The organism is Sphingomonas sp. P2_B6 (assembly GCF_056404755.1).
This window is the reverse complement of record NZ_JBFUDK010000006.1, coordinates 227,649-248,956: the sequence shown is the minus strand read 5'-3', so window position 1 is coordinate 248,956 and position 21,308 is coordinate 227,649. Positions and strand designations below refer to the sequence as shown.

Below are 21,308 nucleotides of genomic sequence, written 5' to 3'. Positions count from 1 at the left end.
CGCGCTCAGCGCGCCAGGCTTGGAAAACCTGCCTTGAACGCCGCGACCTTGGGCTTGTCCCACCGCACGATATACGGGTGGCCCGGGTTCCGGTCGTAGAAATTCTGGTGATAGGACTCGGCCGGATAGAAGCCGCCGTTTTCCAGCGTCGTCACGATCGGTGCCGGAAACACCCGCGCCTTGCCGAGCTGCGCGATATAGGCGGCGGCCACGGCGCGCTGCTGTGGCGACTGCGGGAAGATCGTCGAGCGATAGCTCGGGCCGGTATCCGGGCCCTGGCGGTTGAGCTGGGTCGGATCATGCGCGATCGAGAAATAGACGCGGAGCAGGGTCGCGTAGCTGACCTGGGCCGGATCGAACACGATCTTCACCGCTTCGGCATGGCGCGTCGTCTCGGTGCTGACCTGATCATAGGTCGCGCTGTTCGCGGTACCGCCGGCATAGCCCGAGGTCACGGCCCGCACGCCCTTCACCCGCTCGAACACGGCCTCCATGCCCCAGAAACAGCCGCCGGCAAGGACGGCGGTCTGGAGCCCGGGCGCTTTCGGCACGTCTTGCGCCGCGACCGGGATCGGCACCGCGCGCTCGGCATTGGCGACGCCGCCAGTCAGCGCGGCAAAGGCAACGCCGCCGGCGGCGGCAACGGCTAACAGGGTCTTGAACATGGATCGCCTTTCGATGGGCATCGAGGCGGATATGGGTATTCCCGGCTGAACCGGAAGTGGACGGTCAGGGGCAGATGTGAATCGCCGTCGCCAGATTGTTCACCAGCCCCTTGGCCTCGGCGGGCTGGAGCACGAGCAGGCCGATCGCGCCGATCACGAAGCCACCCGCGAACCGCCAGAAGAAACCATCTCTCAAAATAGTGCGCATCGCATCTACCTTCGTCAGTCCGGGCGTCGAAACGGYGCGGGGTCGACTGACCCCGGGGCCGATTCGTTACGCAGCCAGCTTTTTGCGTCGCCCGGATGAACGAAAGCTGGCTATTCCTATCGTACGGCCGCGCAGGCCGTCTGGATGCGCTCGCAGGCCTCGCGCAGCAGCTCTTCCGAGGTCGCGTAGCTGATCCGCATCGCCGGCGAGAGGCCGAACGCCGCGCCCTGCACCGCCGCCACCTTCGCTTCGTCGAGCAGATAGGCAACCATTGCTTCGTCGGTGTCGATGACCACGCCCTTGGGGGTCGACTTGCCGATCAGCGCCGAGAACTCCGGATAGACGTAGAAGGCACCCTCGGGGCGCGGGCAGGTGATGCCGTTCGCCTGGTTGAGCATCGACACCACCAGATCGCGGCGCGACTGGAACAGCGCGGCGTGATCCTTGAGGAAGCCCTGGTCGCCGGTCAGCGCCGCGACCGACGCGGCCTGGGCGATCGAGCAGGGATTCGAGGTCGATTGCGACTGGAGCTTGGCCATCGCCTTGATCAGCCAGGGCGCGCCGCCGGCGAAACCGATGCGCCAGCCGGTCATCGCATAGGCCTTGGAGCAGCCGTTCGCGGTCAAGGTGCGCTCGTATAGCGACGGGCAGACCTGGGCGATGGTCGTGAAGCGGAAATCGTCGAACACGATATGCTCGTACATGTCGTCGGCGAAGATCCAGACATGCGGATGCCGTTCCAGCACCTCGCCCAGCGCCTTCAGCTCGGCCTCGCTATAGGCGGCGCCGGTCGGGTTGGAGGGCGAGTTGATGATGACCCATTTGGTCTTCGGCGTGATCGCCGCCTCGAGCTGTTCGGGACGAAGCTTGTATCCCTGATCGGCACCGGCCGCGACGAACACCGGGGTGCCGCCGGCGAACAGCACGACGTCCGGATAGCTCACCCAATAGGGCGCGGGCACGATCACTTCGTCGCCTGTATCGAGCGTCGCGACCATCGCGTTGAACAGGGTATGCTTGCCGCCGGCGTTGATCGTGATCTGCTCGGGCGTATAGGTCAGGCCGTTGTCGCGCCGGAACTTGGCGACGACCGCCGCCTTCAGCTCGGGCGTGCCGTCGACATTGGTGTATTTCGTCTTGCCGTCGCGGATCGCCTGGATGCCGGCTTCCTTGATGAATTCGGGCGTGTCGAAATCGGGCTCGCCCGCGCCCAGGCCGATCACGTCAACACCCGCACGTTGCAGCTCCTGCACGCGCGAGGTGATCGCGAGCGTGGGCGAGGGCTTGATTCGAGCGAGCGCGGCGGATGGTTGCATGAATTGGGCGCCTTTGTCTGGAAGCGGCGCGGCTATAGACCCGTGCCGGTTCCGTTCGCAACCGCAACAATGGCGGGAATCAGCCCCCGCAGCGCATTTCCGACAAAAAAGCGACCGGTGAGATCAGCGACGGTCAGATCGCCCTCGATCGCCCGGCCGGTGGCGATCAGCTCAGCACGCAGCACGCCGGGCAGCAGACCGCGCGCGAGCGGCGGCGTGACGAGCATGCCGTCGTCGCGTTCGACGAAAATCGAAGTGAATCCGCCCTCGGTCAGGCGGCCTTCAGGGTCGAGGAACAGCGAGTCGAAACAGCCGGTGGGCGGCATGCCGTAAAAGGCGCGGTCGCTGGTCTTGTGGCGCAGCCGGAAATCGGACGGGTCGACCGGCAACGGCGCGAGGCCAACCGTGACCGGTTCCGCCGGCGGGGCAGGCATGGGCGAGACCTCGATCGCGACCGCGCCGCTTTTCGCGAGCACCAGCCGGACGCGGCGCGGCTGGCGCAGGCGGAAGGTCGCGGCCTGGAGTTCGTTGCGCACCGCATGGCGATCGAACGGGAAGCCGAACAGCTCGGCACTCGCCTTCATCCGCGCGAGATGGCGTTCGAGCAGCGGCATGCCCGTGTCGGAATCGAACGCCATGGTCTCGATCAGATCGAAGGCGATGGGGCTGGTCAGGAAATCACCCTTGGCAAGGCACTCGTCCCATTCCTGCTGTGCTTTCGAATCGGCGACGATGCCGCCGCCCACCCCGAACAGCGCGGGCGATACCGCCGCATCGCCGCGCCGGAGCGCCAGAGTCCGGATTGCGACGTTGAACATCGCATCACCGTCCGCGTCCAGCCGCCCGATGGCCCCGGTATAGACGCCTCGCGGCGGACTGGCCCGTTCGACCTCGGCGATCGCCTGCATCGCGCGGATCTTCGGCGCTCCGGTCACCGAGCCGCAGGGGAAGAGCGCCGCCAGCACGTCGAGCGCGTCGCGATCCTCGGCCAGATCGGCGGTGACAGTCGAGACCATGGTATGGACGGTCGGATATGTCTCGACCGTGAACAGGGCCGGCACGGCGACGCTGCCCGGCCGGGCGATGCGTGACAGGTCGTTGCGCATCAGATCGACGATCATGAGGTTCTCGGCCCGCTGCTTCGGATCGGCGCTGAGCGTCGCGGCGAGCGCCCGGTCCGCCGCCGGGGTGGCGCCGCGCCTGACGGTGCCCTTCATCGGGCGGCAGGTGAGACGGCGACCGTCGAGCGCGAAGAACAGCTCGGGCGACAGCGACAGCAGCATGTCCTGCCCGGTATCGATCACCGCACCGAATCCGGCGCGGGCGCGGGCGCGCAGCTGTGCGTACAGGGCAAGCGGGTCGCCGGCATGCCGGACGGTCGCGCGGTAGCTGAGATTGACCTGATAGACGTCCCCGGCCGCGATCAGATCGAGCACGCGGGCGAACTGCTCGCCATATCGGACCTGGTCGATCCCCGGCTCGGGCGGAGCGAGCCAGGCGCCGTCGGGATCCGGTAGCAGCGCGGCGACCTCGCCTGGCGCAATCTCCGCATAATCATGGAACAGGCCGAACCAGAGAAGCGGCCGGCCGTCGGTCCGCGGCGCGCCCAGCACCGGTTCGAACGCGGCACCCGCGTCATAGGAGACGAAACCCGCGGCATGGAGGCCCGCATGCCGCGCCGCGCGGAGCGCGTCGAGCGCCGGGAGGACCTCCGCAATCGTCCGTGCCTCCACCACGCGCGCTGGCCGGCGATAGAGCCGCGCGGGCGCGGCTTCCAGTCGGGCATCGTCCAGCAGAACGAAGGGGGCGGTTTCACGGGCAAGCATCAGGGAGCCGCCAAATGCAACCGGGAGGCGGAGACGGCAAGCCCGTGCTTCCCGAAGACGCGGGTAAGACGGCGGTAACTAAAGCCTGCCCGCGGACGCGGATATCCCACGCTTGCCCGCGGACGCGGGCGGGCTTACCTCGACACCATGGCTCTTCCCCCTCTTCGCGCGGCGATCGTCCCGGTCACGCCGCTCCAGCAGAACTGCTCGCTCATCTGGTGTACCGCCACGCTGCGCGGCGCCTTTGTCGATCCGGGCGGCGACCTGCCCAGGCTGCGCGCCGCGGCGACCCAGCACGGCGTGACGATCGAAAAGATCATCCTGACTCACGGCCATATCGACCATTGCGGCGAGGCCAAGCCGCTGGCCGAGGAATATGGCGTGCCGATCGAAGGGCCGCACGAGGCGGACCGTTGCTGGATCGCGCGGCTCGACGAGGACGGCAGGAATTACGGTATTCGCGGCGTCGTGTTCGAGCCGGACCGCTGGCTGGTCGAAGGCGACACGGTGACGGTCGGCGACGTGGTTCTCGACGTCTATCACACGCCCGGCCACACGCCCGGCCATGTCGTCTTCCACCACGCGCCGTCGAAGCTGGCATTGGTCGGCGACGTGCTGTTCCAGGGATCGGTCGGCCGCACCGACTTCCCGCTCGGCAACCATCAGGACCTGTTGCGGTCGATCGTAGAGAAGCTCTGGCCGCTGGGCAACGACACCGCGTTCATCCCGGGCCATGGCCCGGCAAGCAATTTCGGCCATGAGCGGCAGCACAACATGTTCGTCAGCGACCGGGCGATGGCGGCCTGACGATCAGCCCCTCCCCTGAAGGGAAGGGCTCAACGCCAAGGGCTTCTTATCCCGCCGCCGGGACGGTCTCGATCACGGTCGGCTTCGCCGCATGCTTGGCGATCAGCGGCAGGCTGATCGTGTAGAGGCCGAGGCCGAGCAGCAGCAGGAAGGTGACGCCGGTCCCGATCGAGCGGCCATATTTCATGCCGTCCATGCCGAGCGGATGGAGGATGCGGGCGACGAGGAACGCAACGCTCGCCACCCAGAGCCAGGTCGAGCTGCCGGCGGTGAATTCGATCAGCGCGATCAGGATCACGATGAAGGGCGCATATTCCGTGAAGTTCGCCTGGGCGCGCATGCGGCAGATCAGCGCCGCGTCGCCGCCGTCGCCGATGCTGACCTGGGCCTTTTGCCGCACGCCCCCGGTGCGGAGCGCGAGCCACAAGGCGATCAGGGCGGCCGCCCCCGCCGTCGTGAGCGTGATCGGCAGCATGATCGGATTCATTATCTCTCTCCCCCTGAATATGATGCGCGAGCGTGCCAGCCCTTCGCCGTGCTTGCAACGCTCGCCCGAATCGCTATAGGCGCACGCTTCGCGATGCGTCCGGCCGCTGGTGCCTACCGCGGCTGACGGAAGCGTCGGTTGCGTAGGCGTCCCTCCGGGCGTACCGCGCTATTGACCCAGACAAGACAAGGTTTCGCCGAAATGGCCGTCCCCAAGAGAAAGACTTCGCCGTCCAAGCGCGGCATGCGCCGCAGCCACGACTCGCTCAGCATCGACTCCTTCCAGGAGTGCCCGAACTGTGGCGAACTGAAGCGTCCGCATAACCTGTGCGGATCGTGCGGCCATTATAATGGCCGTGAGATCGTTTCGGTCGAAGGCTGAGCCAGACAGTCCAACAGGGGGCCAGCCGCGTGTCGAACAGCTCCCGGATCGCCGTCGATGCGATGGGCGGCGATGAAGGTTTGGCCGTCATGCTGGCCGGCGTCGCGCGCGCGCGCCGGCGCTTCGAGGACATGCGCTTCATCCTGGTCGGGGACGAGGCGCAGATTCGCGAGGGCCTGAAGACTCATCCGAACCTGACCGCGCACAGCGAGATCGTCCACGCCCCCGAGGTCGTCGGATCGAGCGACAAGCCGAGCCAGGCGATTCGCCGCGCCAAGACGACGTCGATGGGCGTCGCCATCGACATGGTGAAGCAGGGCCGCGCCGGCGCCGCCGTATCCTCCGGCAATACCGGCGCGCTGATGGCGATGGCCAAGCTGTCGCTGCGCATGCTGCCCGGGATCGACCGCCCCGCGCTCGCCGCGATGCTGCCGACGCTCGGCGAAAACGACGTGGTCGTGCTCGATCTCGGCGCCAACACGGAATGCGACGCGCGCAACCTCGTCCAGTTCGCCGTCATGGGCGCCGCTTATGCGCGCACCAATCTCGATCTCGAATCACCCCGGGTCGCGCTGCTCAACATCGGCAGCGAGGACCAGAAGGGCACCGAGGAGATTCGCGATGCCGCCCAGGCGCTGCGCGATGCGACTCACCTGCCGATGACCTTCACTGGCTTTATCGAGGGCGACCGGCTGTCGCGCGGCGATGTCGACGTCATCGTGTGCGACGGCTTTTCCGGCAATATCGCGCTGAAGACGGCGGAAGGCACCGCCCGATTCGTCGCCGACCTGCTCAAGCGCGCCTTTCGCAGCTCGACCCGCTCCAAGATCGGGTTCCTGATCTCGAAGCCGGCGACCGAGCTGCTGCGGCACCATCTCGACCCGAACAACCACAATGGCGCGGTCTTTCTCGGCCTGAACGGAATCGTGGTGAAGAGCCATGGCGGCGCCAACGAGCTCGGCGTCGCGACCGCGATCGCCGCGGCCGCCAAGATGGTGCGGGACGACCTGACCCGGCGCATCAGCGAAGACCTGGGGAATTTCGAGGCAAAGGCAGCGTGATTCGATCGATCATCACCGGCACCGGATCAGCGCTGCCCGCGCGCCGCGTGTCGAACGAAGAACTGGCCGAGACCGTGGACACGTCCGACGAGTGGATCGTCGAGCGCACCGGCATCCGCTTCCGCCATATCGCCGGCCCCGACGAGACGACCGGCACGCTGGCCGCCGACGCGTGCAAGGCGGCGCTGGCCGCGGCCGGCCGCACCGCGCAGGAGATCGACCTGATCGTGCTCGCCACCGCGACGCCCGACCAGACCTTCCCCGCGACCGCCACCAAGGTGCAGGCGATGCTGGGCATCAACGACTGCGTGGCGTTCGACGTCGCGGCGGTCTGTTCCGGCTTCCTCTACGCGGTGCAGGTCGCCGACAGCATGATCCGGGCCGGCGCCGCGCGCCGCGCGCTGGTGATCGGCGCCGAGACGTTCAGCCGGATCCTCGACTGGGAAGATCGCACCACCTGCGTGCTGTTCGGCGATGGTGCCGGCGCGATCGTGCTCGAGGGAGAAGAGGGCGATGGCGCGCGCGGCATCCTCGCGACCCGCCTCCATGCCGATGGGCGCCACAACGAGCTGCTCTATGTCGATGGCGGCCCTTCCACCACCGGCACCGTCGGCAAGGTGCGGATGAAGGGGCGCGAAGTATTCCGCCACGCCGTCGTCAATCTGGCCGCGGTGATGACCGAGACACTTGCCGCCGCCGGCCTTGAATCAGCCGATGTCGACTGGGTCGTGCCGCACCAGGCCAATGCCCGGATCCTCGACGCGACCGCGCGCAAGCTCGGGCTAGATCCCGCGCAGGTGGTCGTCACCGTCGACCAGCATGCCAACACCTCGGCAGCCTCGGTGCCGCTCGCGCTCGACACGGCGGTACGCGACGGGCGGATCAGGCCGGGCCAGCTGATCGTGCTCGAGGCGATGGGCGGCGGCTTCACCTGGGGCGCCGCCGTCGTCAGGCTATAGCCTATAGGATCGGACGCCGTTCTCAGAGTGTAACAAAGCCCTTTCCGTCCGCTCCCTCATTGTGTTAGGTTAAGTTCTTACCACTCGGGGGAGGGTAGCGAATGGCACCTGCGGGCACGTTGACAAGAGCTGATCTGGCCGAGGCGCTGCACCATCAGGTGGGGCTGTCCCGGGCTGATTCGTCCAAGCTGGTCGAGCAGATTCTCGGTCATATGTGCGAGGCGCTGTCGAAGGGCGAGAACGTCAAGATCTCCGGTTTCGGGACCTTCGTGCTGCGCGACAAGGGCGAACGCGTCGGCCGCAACCCCAAGACCGGCGTCGAAGTGCCGATCGCGCCCCGCCGCGTGCTGACTTTCCGCGCCAGTCAAATGATGCGCGACCGCATCGTCAGCGCGGGCTGACCCCATCATGGCCGGCATGCCCGACAAGGCGGCCGGCGCGTTCCGGACGATCGGCGAGCTTTCCAGCGAGACCGGCCTGCCCCAGCATATCCTGCGCTATTGGGAAACGCGCTTTCCGCAGCTCCGGCCGCTGCAGCGCGCCGGCAAGCGCCGCTATTACCGGCCCGAGGACGTCGCGCTGGTGGCGCGGATCAACAGCCTGCTCAACCAGGAAGGCTATACGATCCGCGGCGTGCAGAAGCTGCTGTCCGACGAGCGCAAGCGCGCGCCGGCATCGCCCCGGGCGACCGGCGGCGCGGATATCGACGCGATCCGCTCGGTGCGCGACTCGCTTGCCGACGCGCTGGCGGACGATTCGAGCCGCGCCTGAGCAGGGTCGTTCGATCCAACACGACCCGGCATTTCCGTCCGCTTTTTTCCGCTGTTATGTTGGATTCCGCACCCGGATTCGGCGCTGCTTTTCAACGGGTTGAGCGCACTTTCCCGGTTATCGCGTAACAGCGGAAAAACGGACGCGGAACAGCGGAACAAGAGCGGTTTCCGCGCGTGAATCGGGCGGAAAACCATCCAACAAAGCTGACGATGAGAAAAAGCGGATCGCGGTTCCGGCCTGAATCCCGACCGTGCCACGCTGCCATGACGATTCGTGGCGTTGAATCGAGCCGCGCGTCATCATGCCGTTGCGCCCGGCGCTACCCTACACCGCGCTCGCATGGGACGGGCCGCCAAAAGCCGCCCCGCGCCTATTCGCCGTCGAACACGGCGGGCATGGCGGGTCCGTCGAACTGCGAGCCGATCTTGCCCAGCGTCGTCTCTTCGATCGCATGGGAGACCAGGGTCGGGCGGTGCCACTCGCGCTGGGTGTCCTGGGCAATCTGGTCGTTGATCTGAACCGTCGGCATTGGCCGTCCCCTTTTCCTGCAGAACGATGCGGGTGCCTGCCACGACGCGACGGCAGCCAGCCCCTTGGCACGAGCCTAAACCATGTTTGTTTTCGGGCATCAAGCACCTCTCCCAGGCACTTGGCCGAGACAGTTACCCGAAAATGCCGTGCCGCGGATATCGAAGCCGCTCAGCCGAAGCTGGCCGCGCGAACCGCCGCTCCGTCCTGATATCCGCCGCGTTCGCACAAGACGGACCGGCCAAAGCCGTCCCGACGCCTGTCAGCCGTCGAACAGGGCGGGCTGGGCGACTCCGTCGAAGTCCGAGCCGAGCTTGCCCAGCGTCGTCTCTTCGATCGCGTGGGAGACCAGGGTCGGGCGGTGCCACGCGCGCTGGGCGTCCCGGGCAATCTCGTCGTTGATCGGAACCGTTGGCATTGGCCTTCCCCTTTCCTGCAGAACGATGCGCGTGCCTGCCATCACGTGAAGGCAGCCAGCCCCTCGGCACGAGCCTAAATCATGTTTGTTTTCCGGCATCAAGCATGTGCCCCGGGCACCTGGCCAAGACAGTTACCCAAAAATACCGCGCCGCGGATATTGAAGCCCCTTTGCCCTCGCAAGCGCCGAGTCGATCGGCTAGCGCCGCCGCGATGTCAGCGCTCTTCGGCTACTTCCTGCGCAAAGAAACCGGGCTTTCCCAGCGCCCTCGCCTTGAGGCGATCGGCCGCGGACGGCGCGGCGCCCCCGCCTGGGCCGACGCGGCGGTGACACTCTGGGGTACGGCCGTGGCCGATCCGGCCACGCCGCGCGCCATCGTTAGCGACGGTACGGTACACAACCGGCAGGAACTGGCGCACGCGCTCGGCGTCGGTCCGGGCCAGCCATGTGATGCGACACTTTTGCACGCCGCTTTCGCGCGTTGGGGTGCCGCTGCGAGCGTGCGGATCCAGGGCGACTGGAGCGCCGCCATGTGGGACCCGCGCGAGCGCCGCCTGCTGCTCGCACGCGACCGGTTCGGCAGTACCGCGCTCTATTATCACGCCGCGCCGCACATCTTCGCCTTCGCATCGTCGCGCGCCGACCTGCTCGCGCTCGACCTCGCTCCCTCCGTGATCGACGAGTTGTATCTGGCGCAGGTGCTCGTCTCCTGGTTCGCTTATCATGGCGAACGGACCGCGGATCGGTCGATCGCCCGACTACCTCCCGCGCATCACCTGTCCGTGACGCCGGACCGGATCGACAGCCATTGCTATTGGCGGTTGGAGGACACTCCGGAAACGCGCCTGCCGCGGCGCGAAGATTATGCCGCGCGGATGCGCGAACTGCTCGATCAGGCGGTGCGGGACCGCCTGCCGCCGCATGGTGCGGTCGCAGCAACGCTGAGCGGCGGGTTGGATTCCGGCTCCGTAGCGGTGACCGCCGCGCCGATGCTGGCCAGCGACGGGCGCCGGCTATCGGCCTATGTTTCGACACCGGCCCATGATCCACGCCCCTATGTCGGGCAAAGTATCGGCGACGAAGGTGCCCTGGCGTCGGCCACCGCGCGCTCTGGCGGGACGATCGACCTCACGCGGATCGACGCGGCCGACGTCTCTCCGGTCGGCGCGCTGCGCGAGGCACTGGCGATCACGCGCGAACCGGAACACGCGGCCCCCGGATTTTTCTGGATGCTCGAACTGTTCCGCACCGCCGCGCGGGACGGCAACGGCGTGCTGCTGCTCGGCCAGATGGGCAATGGCGGCATGTCGTGGGACGGTGACCCGACATCCATGCCGCTGTGGCGCCAGATGGACCGCGGACGGGCCGTGGAGATGGCGAAGCTGCGGCTGCGGCGCGCGCTGCCCTGGCCCGCCGAGCGCGCCTATCGTCGGCTCCGCGCCCGCCCCGGCCATCCCACCTCGGCGATCCGAAGCGACTTCGCGGACCGGATCCGGCTCGATGAGCAGCGCGGCGACGATCCTTCCGAAGGCCCCTATCTGCCCGCGCTTGCGCAACGCCTCAGACTGATCCGGCCCGGCGCGCTCAAGGCCGGAGCGATGCAGGCCGAGCTTGGCGCGGCCGCGGGCATCGCGATCACTGATCCAACCGCCGACCCGAGACTGCTCGAATTCTGCCTGTCGATCCCCGATTCGGCCTATGTCGATCCCGAGACCGGCATGGGTCGCTGGCTGGTACGCGAGGCGATGAAGGGCCGGCTTCCCGACGAAGTCCGCCTCAACCGCTCGATCGGCCGCCAATCGGGCGATCTGGTCCCACGGCTGCGACAGGTCGCCGGCGATGTCGAAGACGCACTGGCCGAGATCGAGCATGGCCCCGGCGCCGGCTATGTCGATCTGCCAAAGATGCGCGAGGTCTGGCGACTGATGCAGACCGAGGACAGCCGCAGGGCGCTCGACCTTGGCGGAACATTGCTCCTGCGCGGGTTGATGGCCGGACTGTTCGTCAACGGCTTCGGCACTGACTATCGAGGCGGTCGCGACGCATGAGCCACCTCCACCTTGCGCATGGACTGGTGCTGTCGCTGCCCTTCGCGTGCGACGAATTTCCGCGCGCCGCCCCCGGAGCGGTGCCTGATGTCATCGTGCACGAGGGCCCCGTACCGGAGACGCTGATCGACGCGAGGTTCCGCGACCCGGCGCACGAGACGTCGCAGACCCGCTATCTGATGCGGGCCGGCGCGGCCGGACGATTCCTCGCCGAAGGCGGCACCACCCTCCTTTTCCAGCGCGGACCGCAGTGCGAGGAATCGCTCTTCCGGCACATCCTGCTGAACCCGATGATTGCGGCGTTGCTGCGTCAGCGCGAGATGTTCGTGCTCCATGCCTCGGGCGTGGTGTCGCCGGATGGAGTGGTGTTGCTGTGCGGCGATTCGGGCGCGGGCAAATCGACGACCGCCGCGGCGCTGACCCAGCTTGGCTGGCCGTTGCAGACCGACGATGTCAGCGCACTTCGGCTCGACGGGAAGGATTCGATCGACGTTCCCGCCGGCGCGCGCCACGTCCATCTTTTCGAGGAATCGTCGAAAGCGCTCGACCTGGACACGCGAGGTCTCCCCCGCAATCCGTGGCACCGGATGAAGATGCCGGTGCCGGCGCTTGTCGAACCGGTCAGGCCGCCGCGCAGGCTCCGCCGGATCGTCCATCTCGAATGCGCGCACTCGCCCGGCATAGAGGTCGCGCGGGTGACCGGACGCGGTAAGCTGCCGCTTCTGATGGAGAGCGTCTACGGCCCCTATCTGGCCGAGACGGTCGCGGCGCGCGCGATGCTTGTCGGCCAGGCCCTGCGGAGCGTCGAGATGTTGCGCGTCAGGCGGCCTCGGACGAACTGGACGATGAGCGCGGTGCTCGACGCAATCATGTCATGAATGCTGTGATGACGGGGCGGATTCCCCCGGACACACAGAACCATATGGAAGAATAACCGGGGGTCTTGTCACTATGTCCAGCCAATCGCGGCCGATCGGGCCGGGGACGATCGTCGTGCGCGATTCAGCGCTGCCCGCCACGCCCGTGGACGACGACATCGTCATCCTCAACATCGCGACCGGACGCTATGTCGGGCTCGACGAGATCGGTCGGGACATCTGGGAGCGGATCGCCGAGCCAATCACGGTCGGCGACCTTTGCGCTGCGCTGGCCCCGCGATATCGCGCCGATGCGGACCGGATCGCCAAGGACGTCAGCGCCTTTATCCAGGAGCTGGCCGACGAGGCGCTGATCCGCATCGAGGCCTGAGCGTCATGACACGCCATGACGAGGCAGCGGCGCTGCTCGGCTGCCTGCGCTGGGATGCCGCGGGCGACAGCCGCCTGGCCGCGCTGACACAGGAGGAATGGCCTGGCTTGCTTGCACAGGCCGAGCGGGATGTCGGCCTGTCGCTGCTTGCGCGGCGGCTGCGCCGGGCGTCTCTGCGCCCCCCGGCTCCGGTCGCCGCGCGGTTGCGCGCGCATGGCATGGGAGTGGCGGCGCGGACCATGCAGGCGCGCGCGCTGATCGGCGAGGCCATCGCGGCGACCGGGCGCCCGATGCTGTTGCTCAAGGGCATCGACCTAGCCGACCGGCTCTATGCCAATCCCGGGCACCGCCAGATGGGCGATGTCGACTTCCTCGTCAAAGACGAGGATGCGATGGCCTGTCACGCCTGGCTCATCGCGCGCGGTTTCACCGCTGGCGCGGTGCCCGACGACGCGATGCGCGCGACCGACTGGCAGCACCATCTGATCTATGCGCCGCCGGGCGGATCGGGGCTTCCGTTCGAGCTCCACTGGCGGCTCGCCGGTGGGCGGCTGGACTCCGCGATCGACATGGACGGGATCTGGTCGCGCAGTCTGCCCCATTCCGCGCTTCCCGACGGCGCGCGGGTGATGGCGCCGGAAGATCTGTTCCTGCACCTCTGCCTGCATCTGCAGCACCATGTTTTCGAGGTACCGCTGACGAGCCTGTGGGACATCGCCGAACTGGCGGACTGCCCCGCCCTGCCGCTTGACTGGCGTATCATCCGGGAGCGTGCCGCGGGCTGGGGACTGTATGAGACGGTCACGGCGACGCTTCACCTCGTCGAGCAAATGCTCGGAGCGCCCATGGCCCGTCACTGGGACAGCGTTCCCGATCCGGCACTCGCGGCACTGCTGCCCGAGACGCCCGCCTCGCTCGGCAGCTTTCCGGCGATCATGCCCATTGCCGGGGCGCGGCTCGGCCAGGCGCTGGCGAGCGGTGCCGGATGGCAAGTCCGGAGTGCGGCCCTGCTGCGCGGACTCGTCCCGCCGAGGCTCGAGGTACGGGCTCGTTACGGCAGGCCAGACCAGGGCCTGTGGGCCGACCTGCGTTGCTACGCCGTCCGCTTCCGAACGATCTGGCGCAGCAAGCTTGCCGTGCTGGTGTCCTGGGCGAGCGGCAACGGTGACCTGCGCCACTCGATCGACCGGATCAACCGTTTGCGCGATCGTTTCGACCGGCAGCGTTAATCCAGCGCCGGAGCGTTCCGGCCGGTCACGCGCCGCCGATGGATTCAGGGTTGGCGGGCAACAGGCAGTCTACCCCCGGGCGACTCCTATCCCCCTGGCGAGCATCTCGGCGATCGAGTCGGCGACCTGGTCGGGCGAGGCATCGTCTTCCCACACGCCGTAGCGCAGGCCGAGGAACACGTTCATGCCCATGATCGCCCAGGCATGGACTTCCGACACGTCGGCGCGGATTTCACCGCGCGCCGCCCCCGCCTTGAGCCGGGCGGCGATGCGATCGGCGGTGACCGCATAATGGAGGTGGAAGCTTTCCGGATCGACGAATTCGGATTCGTCGATGATCCGGTAGATTTCCTTGTGGCCGCGCACAAAGGCGATGAACTCGCGCAGGCCCGCGCGCTCGGCGGCGATCTGGTCGGGCGCGGCGCGAATCGCCGGGGCGACGAAATCGCGCACCTGATCCGACATGTCGCGCACCAGCGCGCGGAACACCGCGTCCTTCGAATCGAAATAGGTGTAGAAACTGCCCAGCGCGACGCCGGCGCGGCGCGTGATGCCGCTGATCGACGCCTCGTGGAATCCCTTCTCGCCGAACTCGATCGCGGCGGCGTCGAGGATCGAACGCAGCGTCTTGCGCCCACGCTCGGTGCGCGGGGCCTTGCCCTCGCTGGCCGCCAGCGCGGTATCGCTCCTTGAAAGACCTGTCTGATCCCTGGCCTCGACGCCAGTCCCGACCGTTGCCGGTTGGCCACGCTCACCCGCCATTTGCGGCTCCCTCCCATTCCCAAGTTGAAACCTGGTTCATGTTTCAGTATAGCGCCTTCGACTGGCGCACAACCCGGTAACAGACCGGGCGCATGCAAGCGGCGCCGCAGGAGGGGATATCTTCATGACACGCCATTATTCCATGCGCACGCTGCTCAACGCCGGCGCCGCGATTGCCGCGCTGGCCGCCGCRCCCGCCATGGCGCAGGACGCGCCGGCGGACCGGGCGCCGGCAGCAGAGGCGCCCGCCGACGATGCCGACATCGTCGTCACGGCCCGCCGCCGCGAAGAGACCCTGCTCGACGTGCCGGTCGCGGTGACCGCCTTTTCGGCGGCAAAGCTGGAGCGCACCGGCGCGCTCGATCTCACCGACCTGCAGAACATCACCCCCAACACCACGCTGAAGGATGCGCGCGGCACCAACTCCACGCTCGCCGCCTTCATCCGCGGCGTGGGCCAGCAGGACCCGGTCCCCGGCTTCGAGGCGGGCATCGGCATCTATCTCGACGATGTCTATCTCAACCGCCCGCAGGCCGCGGTGCTCGACATCTATGACGTCGACCGGATCGAGATCCTGCGCGGACCGCAGGGCACGCTGTACGGCCGCAACACGATCGGCGGCGCGGTGAAATACGTCACCAAGAAGCTGCCCGACCATTTCGAGGCAAGCCTGAAGGCCACCTATGGCTCCTATGACCAGGCCGACGGCATCGTCAGCGTTTCCACCCCGATCGGCGACATGCTGAAGGTCGGCGTGTCGGGCGCGCGGCTGTCGCGCGGTGGCTTCGGCCAGAACACCAACCTGAACATCGACAATTACAACAAGGATATCTGGGCCGGCCGCGGCACCGTCGAGTTCAACTCGCCGGATTCGCGCCTGTTCGTCCGGATCACCGGCGATTACACGCATGACAAGTCGAACGCGCGCAACGGGTATCGCCTGATCCCGGGCCTGTTGTCGGGCGCGCCGGTGCAATCCAACGTCTATGACACGCGCGCCGGGCTCAACAATCCAAGGAACGACATCGAGGCCGGCGGCCTGTCGATGGCGGTGACGGCCGACCTGACCGACCATCTGACGCTGCGCAGCATCAGCGCCTGGCGCAAGGACAAGTCGCTGACGCCGATCGATTTCGACGCGCTGCCCGCGGTCGATGTGGATGTGCCCGCGGTCTATCGCAACGAGCAGACCAGCCAGGAATTCCAGCTCCATTACAAGAGCGACAAGCTGAACGGCCTGATCGGCTATTATTATCTCGGCGCCAAGGCGAGCACGACCTTCGACGTGCTGCTGTCGACGACGCTCGCGAACTTCAACGCCAATACCAAGGGCGATGTCCGCACCGAGACCAGCTCGATCTATGGCGATTTCACTTATGATTTCACGCCGCAGATCAGCCTGTCGCTGGGCGGCCGCTATACCTGGGACGAACGCCAGTCCTATGTGTTCAAGGCGAGCTATTTTGGCCAGAGCGCCGAATTTGGCGGCAACCCGACCATCGTCGGCGCCCCCTCCACGGATTTCCGCGGCAAGGCGACGTTCAAGCGCTTTACCCCCCGCGCCTCGCTCAGCTTCAAGCCGGTCGAGGGCCATATGCTCTATGCGTCCTATTCGGAGGGCTTCAAGGGCGGCGGCTTCGACCCGCGTGGATCGGGCACCTCGTCGCCGATCGCCAACCCGGCGGTTGGTCGGACCTATCAGGACATCTACGATTACCTCTCCTTCGACCCCGAGGTGGTGAAGACCTATGAGATCGGCTGGAAGGGCGCGGCATTCGACCGCCGGCTGACCTGGGCGCTGGACGGCTTCTATTCCGATTACAGCGACGTGCAGGTGCCGGGATCGGTCGGCTGCGTAATCGGCGGCGTCCAGTCCTTCTGCGGCATCACCACCAACGCGGCGAAGGCGACGATCAAGGGCGTCGAGCTCGAGACCAACGCCACGCTGGCGCGCGACTTTGCCGGGCCGGGATCGTCGATCTATTTCGCCGGCACGCTCGGTTATATGGACGCCAAGTACAAGACGTTCATCGGCCCGACCGGCACTGACGTCGCCGCTGTCCGCGTGTTCCAGAACACGCCCGACTGGACCCTGTCGGGCACGCTCGGCACCAGTGTCCCGGTCGGTTCGGGCACGGTCAATGCGTCGACCGTCGTTTCCTATCGCAGCCTGACACATCAGTTCGAGACGGCGAGCCCGTTCCTCGACCAGCCGGCCTATACCTTGTGGGACGCGCATCTGACCTACAGCTTTGGCGAGGGCGGGCGCTATTCGATCGGCATCCACGGCAAGAACCTGACCAACAAGCACTACAAGACGGCGGGCTATCAATATATCCGCACCGACATTGCGGGTAACCCGATCAGCGCGACGAACGTGCCGGTGCCGAACGGGCCCTATGTGCCGACGCTGGGCAAGGAAGGCATCGCCACCGCCTTTTACGGCAATCCGCGGCAGATCTTCGGGACGCTGGCCGTGAAGTTCTGAACGAAATGGAAAAGGTGAGACCGGGCGCGCCGACCAGGAGCGCCCGGTTTCCTGTTTGACGAGACGGCGAGGGAATATCCGTCATGCCGGACTTGTTCCGGCATCCACCCATCCGCAGGAGCATCGGCAGATGGTCCCGCGGCCCAGTGGACCCCGGAACAAGTCCGGGGTGACGAGGACTGGATTTGCGAAGGGCGCATATGACCAAGACCGACTCCCGCGGATATCGCGCGCTCGCCCTGACGATGCTGCTGCTGGTCTACACCTTCAACTTCGTCGACCGGCAGATCTTCAGCATCCTGGTGCCGGCGATCAAGGCGGAGCTGAGCCTGACCGATACGCAGCTCGGCGTGCTCGGCGGGTTGGCCTTTGCCCTGCTCTATTCGACCCTCGCCATCCCGCTCGCCTGGATCGCCGACCGGACGAGCCGGACCTGGACGATCACGATCAGCCTGGGCGTGTGGAGCGGCTTTACCGCGCTCTGCGGCTGGGCGGGGAATTTCGCGCAATTGTTCGGCGCGCGGCTCGGTGTCGGCGTGGGCGAGGCCGGGGGTGTCGCGCCTTCCTACGCCGTAATCGCCGATACCTTTCCGCCGGAGAGCCGGGCGCGGGCGCTGGCAGTTTATTCCTTGGGCATTCCGCTGGGATCGGCGGCGGGCGTGCTGCTCGGCGGCTATATCGCGACGACGGTCGACTGGCGGGCGGCATTCGTCGTCGTCGGGCTGGCGGGCGTGGCGATCGCGCCGCTGTTCCGTTTGCTGGTGCGCGAGCCGGTGCGCGACCGCACCCTTGCCACCACCGAGCCGGTGCGGCGGGTGTTCGCGATCCTGGCGCGCAAGCCGAGCTTCTGGCTGCTCGCCTTCGGCGCCTCGGCCAGCTCGATGCTCGGCTACGGTCTCGCCTTCTGGCTGCCCTCCTTGCTCAAGCGGAGTTTCCATCTCGAGCTGCAGGACGTGTCCTATTTCTACGGCGCGATCCTGCTGCTCGGCGGCGTGCCGGGCGTGCTGCTCGGCGGGATGATCGGCGACAGGTTCGGCACGAAGGATCGGGCGGCCTATGCGCGGGCGCCAGCGATCGCCTTCGTCATCGCGGTGCCGCTGTTCGCCGCGGGCATCCTGTCGTCGTCGGTGACGGCGGCGTTCCTGTTCTTCCTGGTGCCGCAGGCGCTGGCCTATGTCTGGCTGGCGCCGGTGATCACCGCCGTCCAGCATCTCGTGCCGCCGCACATGCGGGCGACGGCATCGGCGAGCTTCCTGTTCATCAACAATCTGATCGGGCTGGGAGCTGGGAGCTTTGCGCTGGGGGCTTTGTCCGACGGGCTGACCAGGCGGTTCGGGGACGAGGCGCTGCGTTATTCGATGCTGATCGGGCTGGTGCTGTATCTGGTGGCGGCGCTGCTGATGTGGCTGGCGGCGAAGCCGCTGCGCAAGGATTGGGTCGACTGACCCAGTTCGTCATGCCGGACTTGTTCCGGCATCCGTGTCTCGGCGAGCATTGCCCCTTATGACGACACGCGGCGCCTGATGCACGATGGACCCCGGCACAAGGCCGGGGTGACGTTCTGCTTGAGGCCTACCGCTCGCGCGTCGCGGCGAATTTTACCTTGGGGTAGCGGTCCGCCACGTACCCCACGTCCCAGGCCGTCTTCGCCATATAGACCGGGTTGCCGTCGCGGTCCTTGGCCATGGAGGAGCGGTTGAGATCCATGAACGCCTTGAGGTCGGCGGGATTCTCGGCCGAGACCCATCGGGCGGTGTCGAACGGCGCCATCTCCAGCCCGGCATCGACCTTGTACTCGGCGTCGAGGCGCGACAGCAGCACTTCAAGCTGAAGCTGGCCGACCACACCGATGATCCAGTTCGACCCGATCTCCGGATAGAAGACCTGAGTCACGCCTTCTTCCGCCATGTCGTCGAGCGCTTTCCGCAGCTGCTTGGTCTTGGTCGGATCCTTGAGCGCCACGCGGCGCAGGATTTCGGGCGCGAAGTTGGGCAGGCCGGTGAAGCGGATCGTCGCCTTTTCGCTGAGCGTGTCGCCGACCCGCAACGTGCCATGGTTGGGGATGCCGATGATGTCGCCCGGGAACGCCTCGTCGGCGAGCTCGCGATTCTGCGCGAAGAACAGGATCGGCGAATGAATCGCGATCGGCTTGCCGTGCCCCGTCGGCGTCAGCTTCATGCCGCGTTTGAAAATGCCCGAGCAGAGCCGCATGAAGGCGATGCGATCGCGGTGGTTCGGGTCCATATTGGCCTGGACCTTGAACACGAAGCCAGTGACTTCGGCATAGTCCGGCGCGATCGCGTCGGGTTGGGCCGGCTGGGGCCGCGGGCCCGGGGCATGCTGGCCGAGCGCGCCGATCAGTTCGGCCACGCCGAAATCCTTCAGCGCCGAACCGAAATAGATCGGGGTGAGATCGCCGCGGCGATAGGCATCGGCATCGAAGCTCGCATAGCCGCCCTGCGCCAGTTCGGCCTCGTCGCGCAATTTCTGCAGGCCATCCTCGGAAAGGACCTTGGCCAGCGCGGGATCGTCCAGTCCGGTGAAACGCAGCGGCTTGCCCATAAATTCGCGCGACGGGCCTTCGGGCTGGCTCAGCGTATTGGCGTAGAGATCGTACACGCCCTCGAAATCGCTGCCCATGCCGACGGGCCAGCTCATCGGACAGACGTCGAGCTGCAGGATGTCGGCGACTTCGTCGAGCAGCTCGAACGGATCGCGGCCCTCGCGATCGACCTTGTTGACGAAGGTGATGATCGGCACCGAGCGCAGGCGGCAGACCTCGAACAGTTTCCGGGTCTGGGCCTCGATGCCGCGCGCGGCGTCGATCACCATCACCGCCGAATCGACCGCGGTCAGGGTGCGATAGGTGTCTTCCGAAAAGTCCTCATGGCCCGGCGTGTCGAGCAGGTTGAAGGTCAGGCCGTCTTTCTCGAAGGTCATCACCGAGGAGGTGACCGAGATGCCGCGCTGCTGCTCGATCTTCATCCAGTCCGAGCGGGCGCGCCGGTTCTGGCCTCGCGCCTTCACCTCGCCGGCGAGATGGATCGCGCCGCCGAAATAAAGCAGCTTTTCAGTGAGCGTCGTCTTGCCCGCGTCGGGATGCGAGATGATCGCGAAGGTGCGGCGGTCGGAAATTCCAGTCATCGCAGCGCCCCTAGCGGGTCAGGGGCGCAACGTCACGCCCAGTGCGCATGTCCAGCTGTCGCCGGGCGCGATCTCGAAGACGCCGGGCTTGTCGCGGAGCTCCCCGGTATAGCCTTCGGGGTCGGCGATGCCGTGCCATGGCTCGATGCAGAGGAAGGACGCGCCGGGCTTGGTCCAGATGCCGAGCTTTGCGGTGTCGGGAAAGGCGATGTCGAGCTGTGCGCCGATCGGCGCACCATAGGTGACCTGGCGCGATTGGACCGGATCCCAGATCAGTGCATCGTCGGTGAAGAGATTGTCGCGCAGCGCGAGGATGCGCCCGTCGAGCGGCGACGGGCGCGGAATGTTGCCGATCAGGCCACCGGGAACGATCTGCTTGAGCGAATCGGGCTCATCGCTGTCGAACAGGATGTGATGCGCCTCGCGCGGCTCGCCATAGGGTAGCGGCCAGGCAAAGGCCGGATGCCAGCCGAAGCTCGCCGGCATGGAAGCGCCTCCGCGATTTTCGATGCAGGCCTCGATGTGAAGCGTCGTGCCAGCGATCACGTAGGCCAGGTCGAGCGCGAAGGCGAAGGGATAGGCGGCGCGGGTTTCTTCGCAGTCCGTGAGGCGGAAAACGGCGCGGTCTGGCGCCCGTTCCAACACCGTAAAGGGCATGCGGCGGGCGAAGCCGTGCTGCTTCATCGGATAGTCGGTGCCGTCGATGCGGAGCACATCATTGTTCAGGCGGCCGACGATCGGGAAAAGGATCGGGGCGTGGCCGGTCCAGAAGGCCGGATCGGCATCGGTCATCAGCTCCCGGCCTTCGGCGTCGCGGAGATGGGTGAGTTCGGCGCCGAACGGGTTGATCGCGGCGGAGAGGCCCGACGAGGCGATGTCGATCAGATCCGTCACAAAACCTCCGTTCGCTTCGAGCGAAGTCGAGAAGCCTGACTATGAGGCCTGTTTCTCGACTTCGC

Annotated in this window: 23 protein-coding genes; 12 read left to right on the top strand and 11 right to left on the bottom strand. The window is 66.8% G+C overall.

Features of this window, described 5'->3' with window-relative positions; genetic code table 11:
• Window positions 1-5: 5 nt before the first annotated feature.
• The 4 genes from msrA to pabB all read right to left on the bottom strand — a co-directional run bounded on the left by msrA (window position 6) and on the right by pabB (window position 4,015).
• Window positions 6-665: a peptide-methionine (S)-S-oxide reductase MsrA gene (gene msrA / locus AC1DX5_RS11445; RefSeq protein ID WP_478015489.1), complete on the bottom strand. Its 660-nt coding sequence runs from the start codon at window positions 663-665 to the stop codon at window positions 6-8.
• Window positions 666-729: 64 nt separating this feature from the next.
• Complete coding sequence (locus tag AC1DX5_RS11440) at window positions 730-873, bottom strand: hypothetical protein (RefSeq protein ID WP_465171352.1); 144 nt, start codon at window positions 871-873, stop codon at window positions 730-732.
• A gap of 116 nt (window positions 874-989) precedes the next feature.
• The gene (locus AC1DX5_RS11435; protein ID WP_478015487.1) at window positions 990-2,189 is read right to left on the bottom strand and encodes a pyridoxal phosphate-dependent aminotransferase; all 1,200 of its coding nucleotides are present in this window, start codon (window positions 2,187-2,189) and stop codon (window positions 990-992) included.
• A 32-nt stretch (window positions 2,190-2,221) separates the two neighbouring features.
• Window positions 2,222-4,015, bottom strand: a complete 1,794-nt coding sequence (gene pabB, locus AC1DX5_RS11430) for an aminodeoxychorismate synthase component I (RefSeq protein WP_478015485.1) — start codon at window positions 4,013-4,015, stop codon at window positions 2,222-2,224.
• 147 nt (window positions 4,016-4,162) lie between these two features.
• On the opposite strand from pabB, the gene AC1DX5_RS11425 reads away from it, so the two are divergent.
• The gene (locus AC1DX5_RS11425) at window positions 4,163-4,822 is read left to right on the top strand and encodes an MBL fold metallo-hydrolase (RefSeq protein WP_478015483.1); all 660 of its coding nucleotides are present in this window, start codon (window positions 4,163-4,165) and stop codon (window positions 4,820-4,822) included.
• A gap of 46 nt (window positions 4,823-4,868) precedes the next feature.
• Here AC1DX5_RS11425 and AC1DX5_RS11420 read toward each other — a convergent pair whose 3' ends face one another.
• On the bottom strand, window positions 4,869-5,309 hold the full coding sequence (locus tag AC1DX5_RS11420) for an MAPEG family protein (RefSeq protein ID WP_478015482.1): 441 nt from the start codon (window positions 5,307-5,309) through the stop codon (window positions 4,869-4,871).
• A gap of 201 nt (window positions 5,310-5,510) precedes the next feature.
• Here AC1DX5_RS11420 and rpmF point away from each other — a divergent pair, with 201 nt between their 5' ends.
• The 5 genes from rpmF to AC1DX5_RS11395 all read left to right on the top strand — a co-directional run bounded on the left by rpmF (window position 5,511) and on the right by AC1DX5_RS11395 (window position 8,481).
• The gene (rpmF, locus tag AC1DX5_RS11415) at window positions 5,511-5,690 is read left to right on the top strand and encodes a 50S ribosomal protein L32 (RefSeq protein WP_272623741.1); all 180 of its coding nucleotides are present in this window, start codon (window positions 5,511-5,513) and stop codon (window positions 5,688-5,690) included.
• 29 nt (window positions 5,691-5,719) lie between these two features.
• A complete protein-coding gene (plsX, locus tag AC1DX5_RS11410) occupies window positions 5,720-6,751 on the top strand; it encodes a phosphate acyltransferase PlsX (RefSeq protein ID WP_465171347.1) in 1,032 nt (343 codons plus the stop codon).
• Complete coding sequence (locus AC1DX5_RS11405) at window positions 6,748-7,710, top strand: beta-ketoacyl-ACP synthase III (RefSeq protein ID WP_478015480.1); 963 nt, start codon at window positions 6,748-6,750, stop codon at window positions 7,708-7,710. Before plsX ends, AC1DX5_RS11405 begins: the two co-directional genes overlap by 4 nt.
• Before the next feature lie 101 nt (window positions 7,711-7,811).
• Window positions 7,812-8,111 (top strand): integration host factor subunit alpha, encoded by a 300-nt coding sequence (locus AC1DX5_RS11400; protein ID WP_465171345.1) that lies wholly within the window; start codon window positions 7,812-7,814, stop codon window positions 8,109-8,111.
• Between the two features lie 7 nt (window positions 8,112-8,118).
• Entirely contained in the window at window positions 8,119-8,481 is a 363-nt protein-coding gene (locus tag AC1DX5_RS11395; protein WP_465171344.1) for a MerR family transcriptional regulator, read from the top strand.
• 117 nt (window positions 8,482-8,598) lie between these two features.
• On the opposite strand, the gene AC1DX5_RS11390 is transcribed toward AC1DX5_RS11395, so the two are convergent.
• The 3 genes from AC1DX5_RS11390 to AC1DX5_RS11380 all read right to left on the bottom strand — a co-directional run bounded on the left by AC1DX5_RS11390 (window position 8,599) and on the right by AC1DX5_RS11380 (window position 9,430).
• Window positions 8,599-8,787, bottom strand: a complete 189-nt coding sequence (locus AC1DX5_RS11390) for a hypothetical protein (protein WP_465171343.1) — start codon at window positions 8,785-8,787, stop codon at window positions 8,599-8,601.
• Window positions 8,788-8,854: 67 nt separating this feature from the next.
• The gene (locus tag AC1DX5_RS11385; protein ID WP_465175333.1) at window positions 8,855-9,013 is read right to left on the bottom strand and encodes a hypothetical protein; all 159 of its coding nucleotides are present in this window, start codon (window positions 9,011-9,013) and stop codon (window positions 8,855-8,857) included.
• 261 nt (window positions 9,014-9,274) lie between these two features.
• The gene (locus AC1DX5_RS11380) at window positions 9,275-9,430 is read right to left on the bottom strand and encodes a hypothetical protein (RefSeq protein WP_465171341.1); all 156 of its coding nucleotides are present in this window, start codon (window positions 9,428-9,430) and stop codon (window positions 9,275-9,277) included.
• 212 nt (window positions 9,431-9,642) lie between these two features.
• Between AC1DX5_RS11380 and AC1DX5_RS11375 the strand changes: the two genes are divergently transcribed.
• The 4 genes from AC1DX5_RS11375 (at window position 9,643) to AC1DX5_RS11360 (ending at window position 13,955) form a co-directional block, all read left to right on the top strand.
• Window positions 9,643-11,478: an asparagine synthase-related protein gene (locus tag AC1DX5_RS11375; protein ID WP_465171340.1), complete on the top strand. Its 1,836-nt coding sequence runs from the start codon at window positions 9,643-9,645 to the stop codon at window positions 11,476-11,478.
• A complete protein-coding gene (locus AC1DX5_RS11370; protein WP_478015478.1) occupies window positions 11,475-12,356 on the top strand; it encodes a hypothetical protein in 882 nt (293 codons plus the stop codon). The genes AC1DX5_RS11375 and AC1DX5_RS11370 overlap by 4 nt, the downstream gene beginning before the upstream one ends.
• A gap of 73 nt (window positions 12,357-12,429) precedes the next feature.
• On the top strand, window positions 12,430-12,726 hold the full coding sequence (locus AC1DX5_RS11365) for a PqqD family protein (RefSeq protein ID WP_465171338.1): 297 nt from the start codon (window positions 12,430-12,432) through the stop codon (window positions 12,724-12,726).
• A 5-nt stretch (window positions 12,727-12,731) separates the two neighbouring features.
• Window positions 12,732-13,955 (top strand): nucleotidyltransferase family protein, encoded by a 1,224-nt coding sequence (locus AC1DX5_RS11360; protein ID WP_478015476.1) that lies wholly within the window; start codon window positions 12,732-12,734, stop codon window positions 13,953-13,955.
• A gap of 69 nt (window positions 13,956-14,024) precedes the next feature.
• Here AC1DX5_RS11360 and AC1DX5_RS11355 read toward each other — a convergent pair whose 3' ends face one another.
• Window positions 14,025-14,717, bottom strand: coding sequence for a TetR/AcrR family transcriptional regulator (locus AC1DX5_RS11355; protein WP_478015474.1), 693 nt, complete (start codon window positions 14,715-14,717; stop codon window positions 14,025-14,027).
• Window positions 14,718-14,841: 124 nt separating this feature from the next.
• Here AC1DX5_RS11355 and AC1DX5_RS11350 point away from each other — a divergent pair, with 124 nt between their 5' ends.
• Window positions 14,842-17,205: a TonB-dependent receptor gene (locus tag AC1DX5_RS11350; RefSeq protein WP_478015472.1), complete on the top strand. Its 2,364-nt coding sequence runs from the start codon at window positions 14,842-14,844 to the stop codon at window positions 17,203-17,205.
• 200 nt (window positions 17,206-17,405) lie between these two features.
• Entirely contained in the window at window positions 17,406-18,650 is a 1,245-nt protein-coding gene (locus tag AC1DX5_RS11345; protein WP_478015470.1) for a spinster family MFS transporter, read from the top strand.
• Window positions 18,651-18,777: 127 nt separating this feature from the next.
• Here AC1DX5_RS11345 and AC1DX5_RS11340 read toward each other — a convergent pair whose 3' ends face one another.
• Together AC1DX5_RS11340 and AC1DX5_RS11335 are read right to left on the bottom strand one after the other, a co-directional pair.
• Window positions 18,778-20,349 (bottom strand): peptide chain release factor 3, encoded by a 1,572-nt coding sequence (locus tag AC1DX5_RS11340; protein WP_478015468.1) that lies wholly within the window; start codon window positions 20,347-20,349, stop codon window positions 18,778-18,780.
• Window positions 20,350-20,367: 18 nt separating this feature from the next.
• Window positions 20,368-21,243: an aldose 1-epimerase family protein gene (locus AC1DX5_RS11335; protein ID WP_465171332.1), complete on the bottom strand. Its 876-nt coding sequence runs from the start codon at window positions 21,241-21,243 to the stop codon at window positions 20,368-20,370.
• Window positions 21,244-21,308 lie beyond the last annotated feature (65 nt).

Coding starts and splice junctions, on each gene's coding strand:
- AC1DX5_RS11360 (WP_478015476.1), top strand. CDS start 12,732: ATGACACGCCATGACGAGGCAGCGGCGCTGCTCGGCTGCCTGCGCTGG.
- AC1DX5_RS11425 (WP_478015483.1), top strand. CDS start 4,163: ATGGCTCTTCCCCCTCTTCGCGCGGCGATCGTCCCGGTCACGCCGCTC.
- AC1DX5_RS11355 (WP_478015474.1), bottom strand. CDS start 14,717: ATGGCGGGTGAGCGTGGCCAACCGGCAACGGTCGGGACTGGCGTCGAG.
- AC1DX5_RS11440 (WP_465171352.1), bottom strand. CDS start 873: ATGCGCACTATTTTGAGAGATGGTTTCTTCTGGCGGTTCGCGGGTGGC.
- AC1DX5_RS11340 (WP_478015468.1), bottom strand. CDS start 20,349: ATGACTGGAATTTCCGACCGCCGCACCTTCGCGATCATCTCGCATCCC.
- AC1DX5_RS11365 (WP_465171338.1), top strand. CDS start 12,430: ATGTCCAGCCAATCGCGGCCGATCGGGCCGGGGACGATCGTCGTGCGC.
- pabB (WP_478015485.1), bottom strand. CDS start 4,015: ATGCTTGCCCGTGAAACCGCCCCCTTCGTTCTGCTGGACGATGCCCGA.
- AC1DX5_RS11395 (WP_465171344.1), top strand. CDS start 8,119: ATGGCCGGCATGCCCGACAAGGCGGCCGGCGCGTTCCGGACGATCGGC.
- AC1DX5_RS11400 (WP_465171345.1), top strand. CDS start 7,812: ATGGCACCTGCGGGCACGTTGACAAGAGCTGATCTGGCCGAGGCGCTG.
- AC1DX5_RS11385 (WP_465175333.1), bottom strand. CDS start 9,013: ATGCCGACGGTTCAGATCAACGACCAGATTGCCCAGGACACCCAGCGC.
- AC1DX5_RS11390 (WP_465171343.1), bottom strand. CDS start 8,787: ATGATGACGCGCGGCTCGATTCAACGCCACGAATCGTCATGGCAGCGT.
- msrA (WP_478015489.1), bottom strand. CDS start 665: ATGTTCAAGACCCTGTTAGCCGTTGCCGCCGCCGGCGGCGTTGCCTTT.
- rpmF (WP_272623741.1), top strand. CDS start 5,511: ATGGCCGTCCCCAAGAGAAAGACTTCGCCGTCCAAGCGCGGCATGCGC.
- AC1DX5_RS11370 (WP_478015478.1), top strand. CDS start 11,475: ATGAGCCACCTCCACCTTGCGCATGGACTGGTGCTGTCGCTGCCCTTC.
- AC1DX5_RS11420 (WP_478015482.1), bottom strand. CDS start 5,309: ATGAATCCGATCATGCTGCCGATCACGCTCACGACGGCGGGGGCGGCC.
- AC1DX5_RS11375 (WP_465171340.1), top strand. CDS start 9,643: ATGTCAGCGCTCTTCGGCTACTTCCTGCGCAAAGAAACCGGGCTTTCC.
- AC1DX5_RS11380 (WP_465171341.1), bottom strand. CDS start 9,430: ATGCCAACGGTTCCGATCAACGACGAGATTGCCCGGGACGCCCAGCGC.
- AC1DX5_RS11345 (WP_478015470.1), top strand. CDS start 17,406: ATGACCAAGACCGACTCCCGCGGATATCGCGCGCTCGCCCTGACGATG.
- AC1DX5_RS11435 (WP_478015487.1), bottom strand. CDS start 2,189: ATGCAACCATCCGCCGCGCTCGCTCGAATCAAGCCCTCGCCCACGCTC.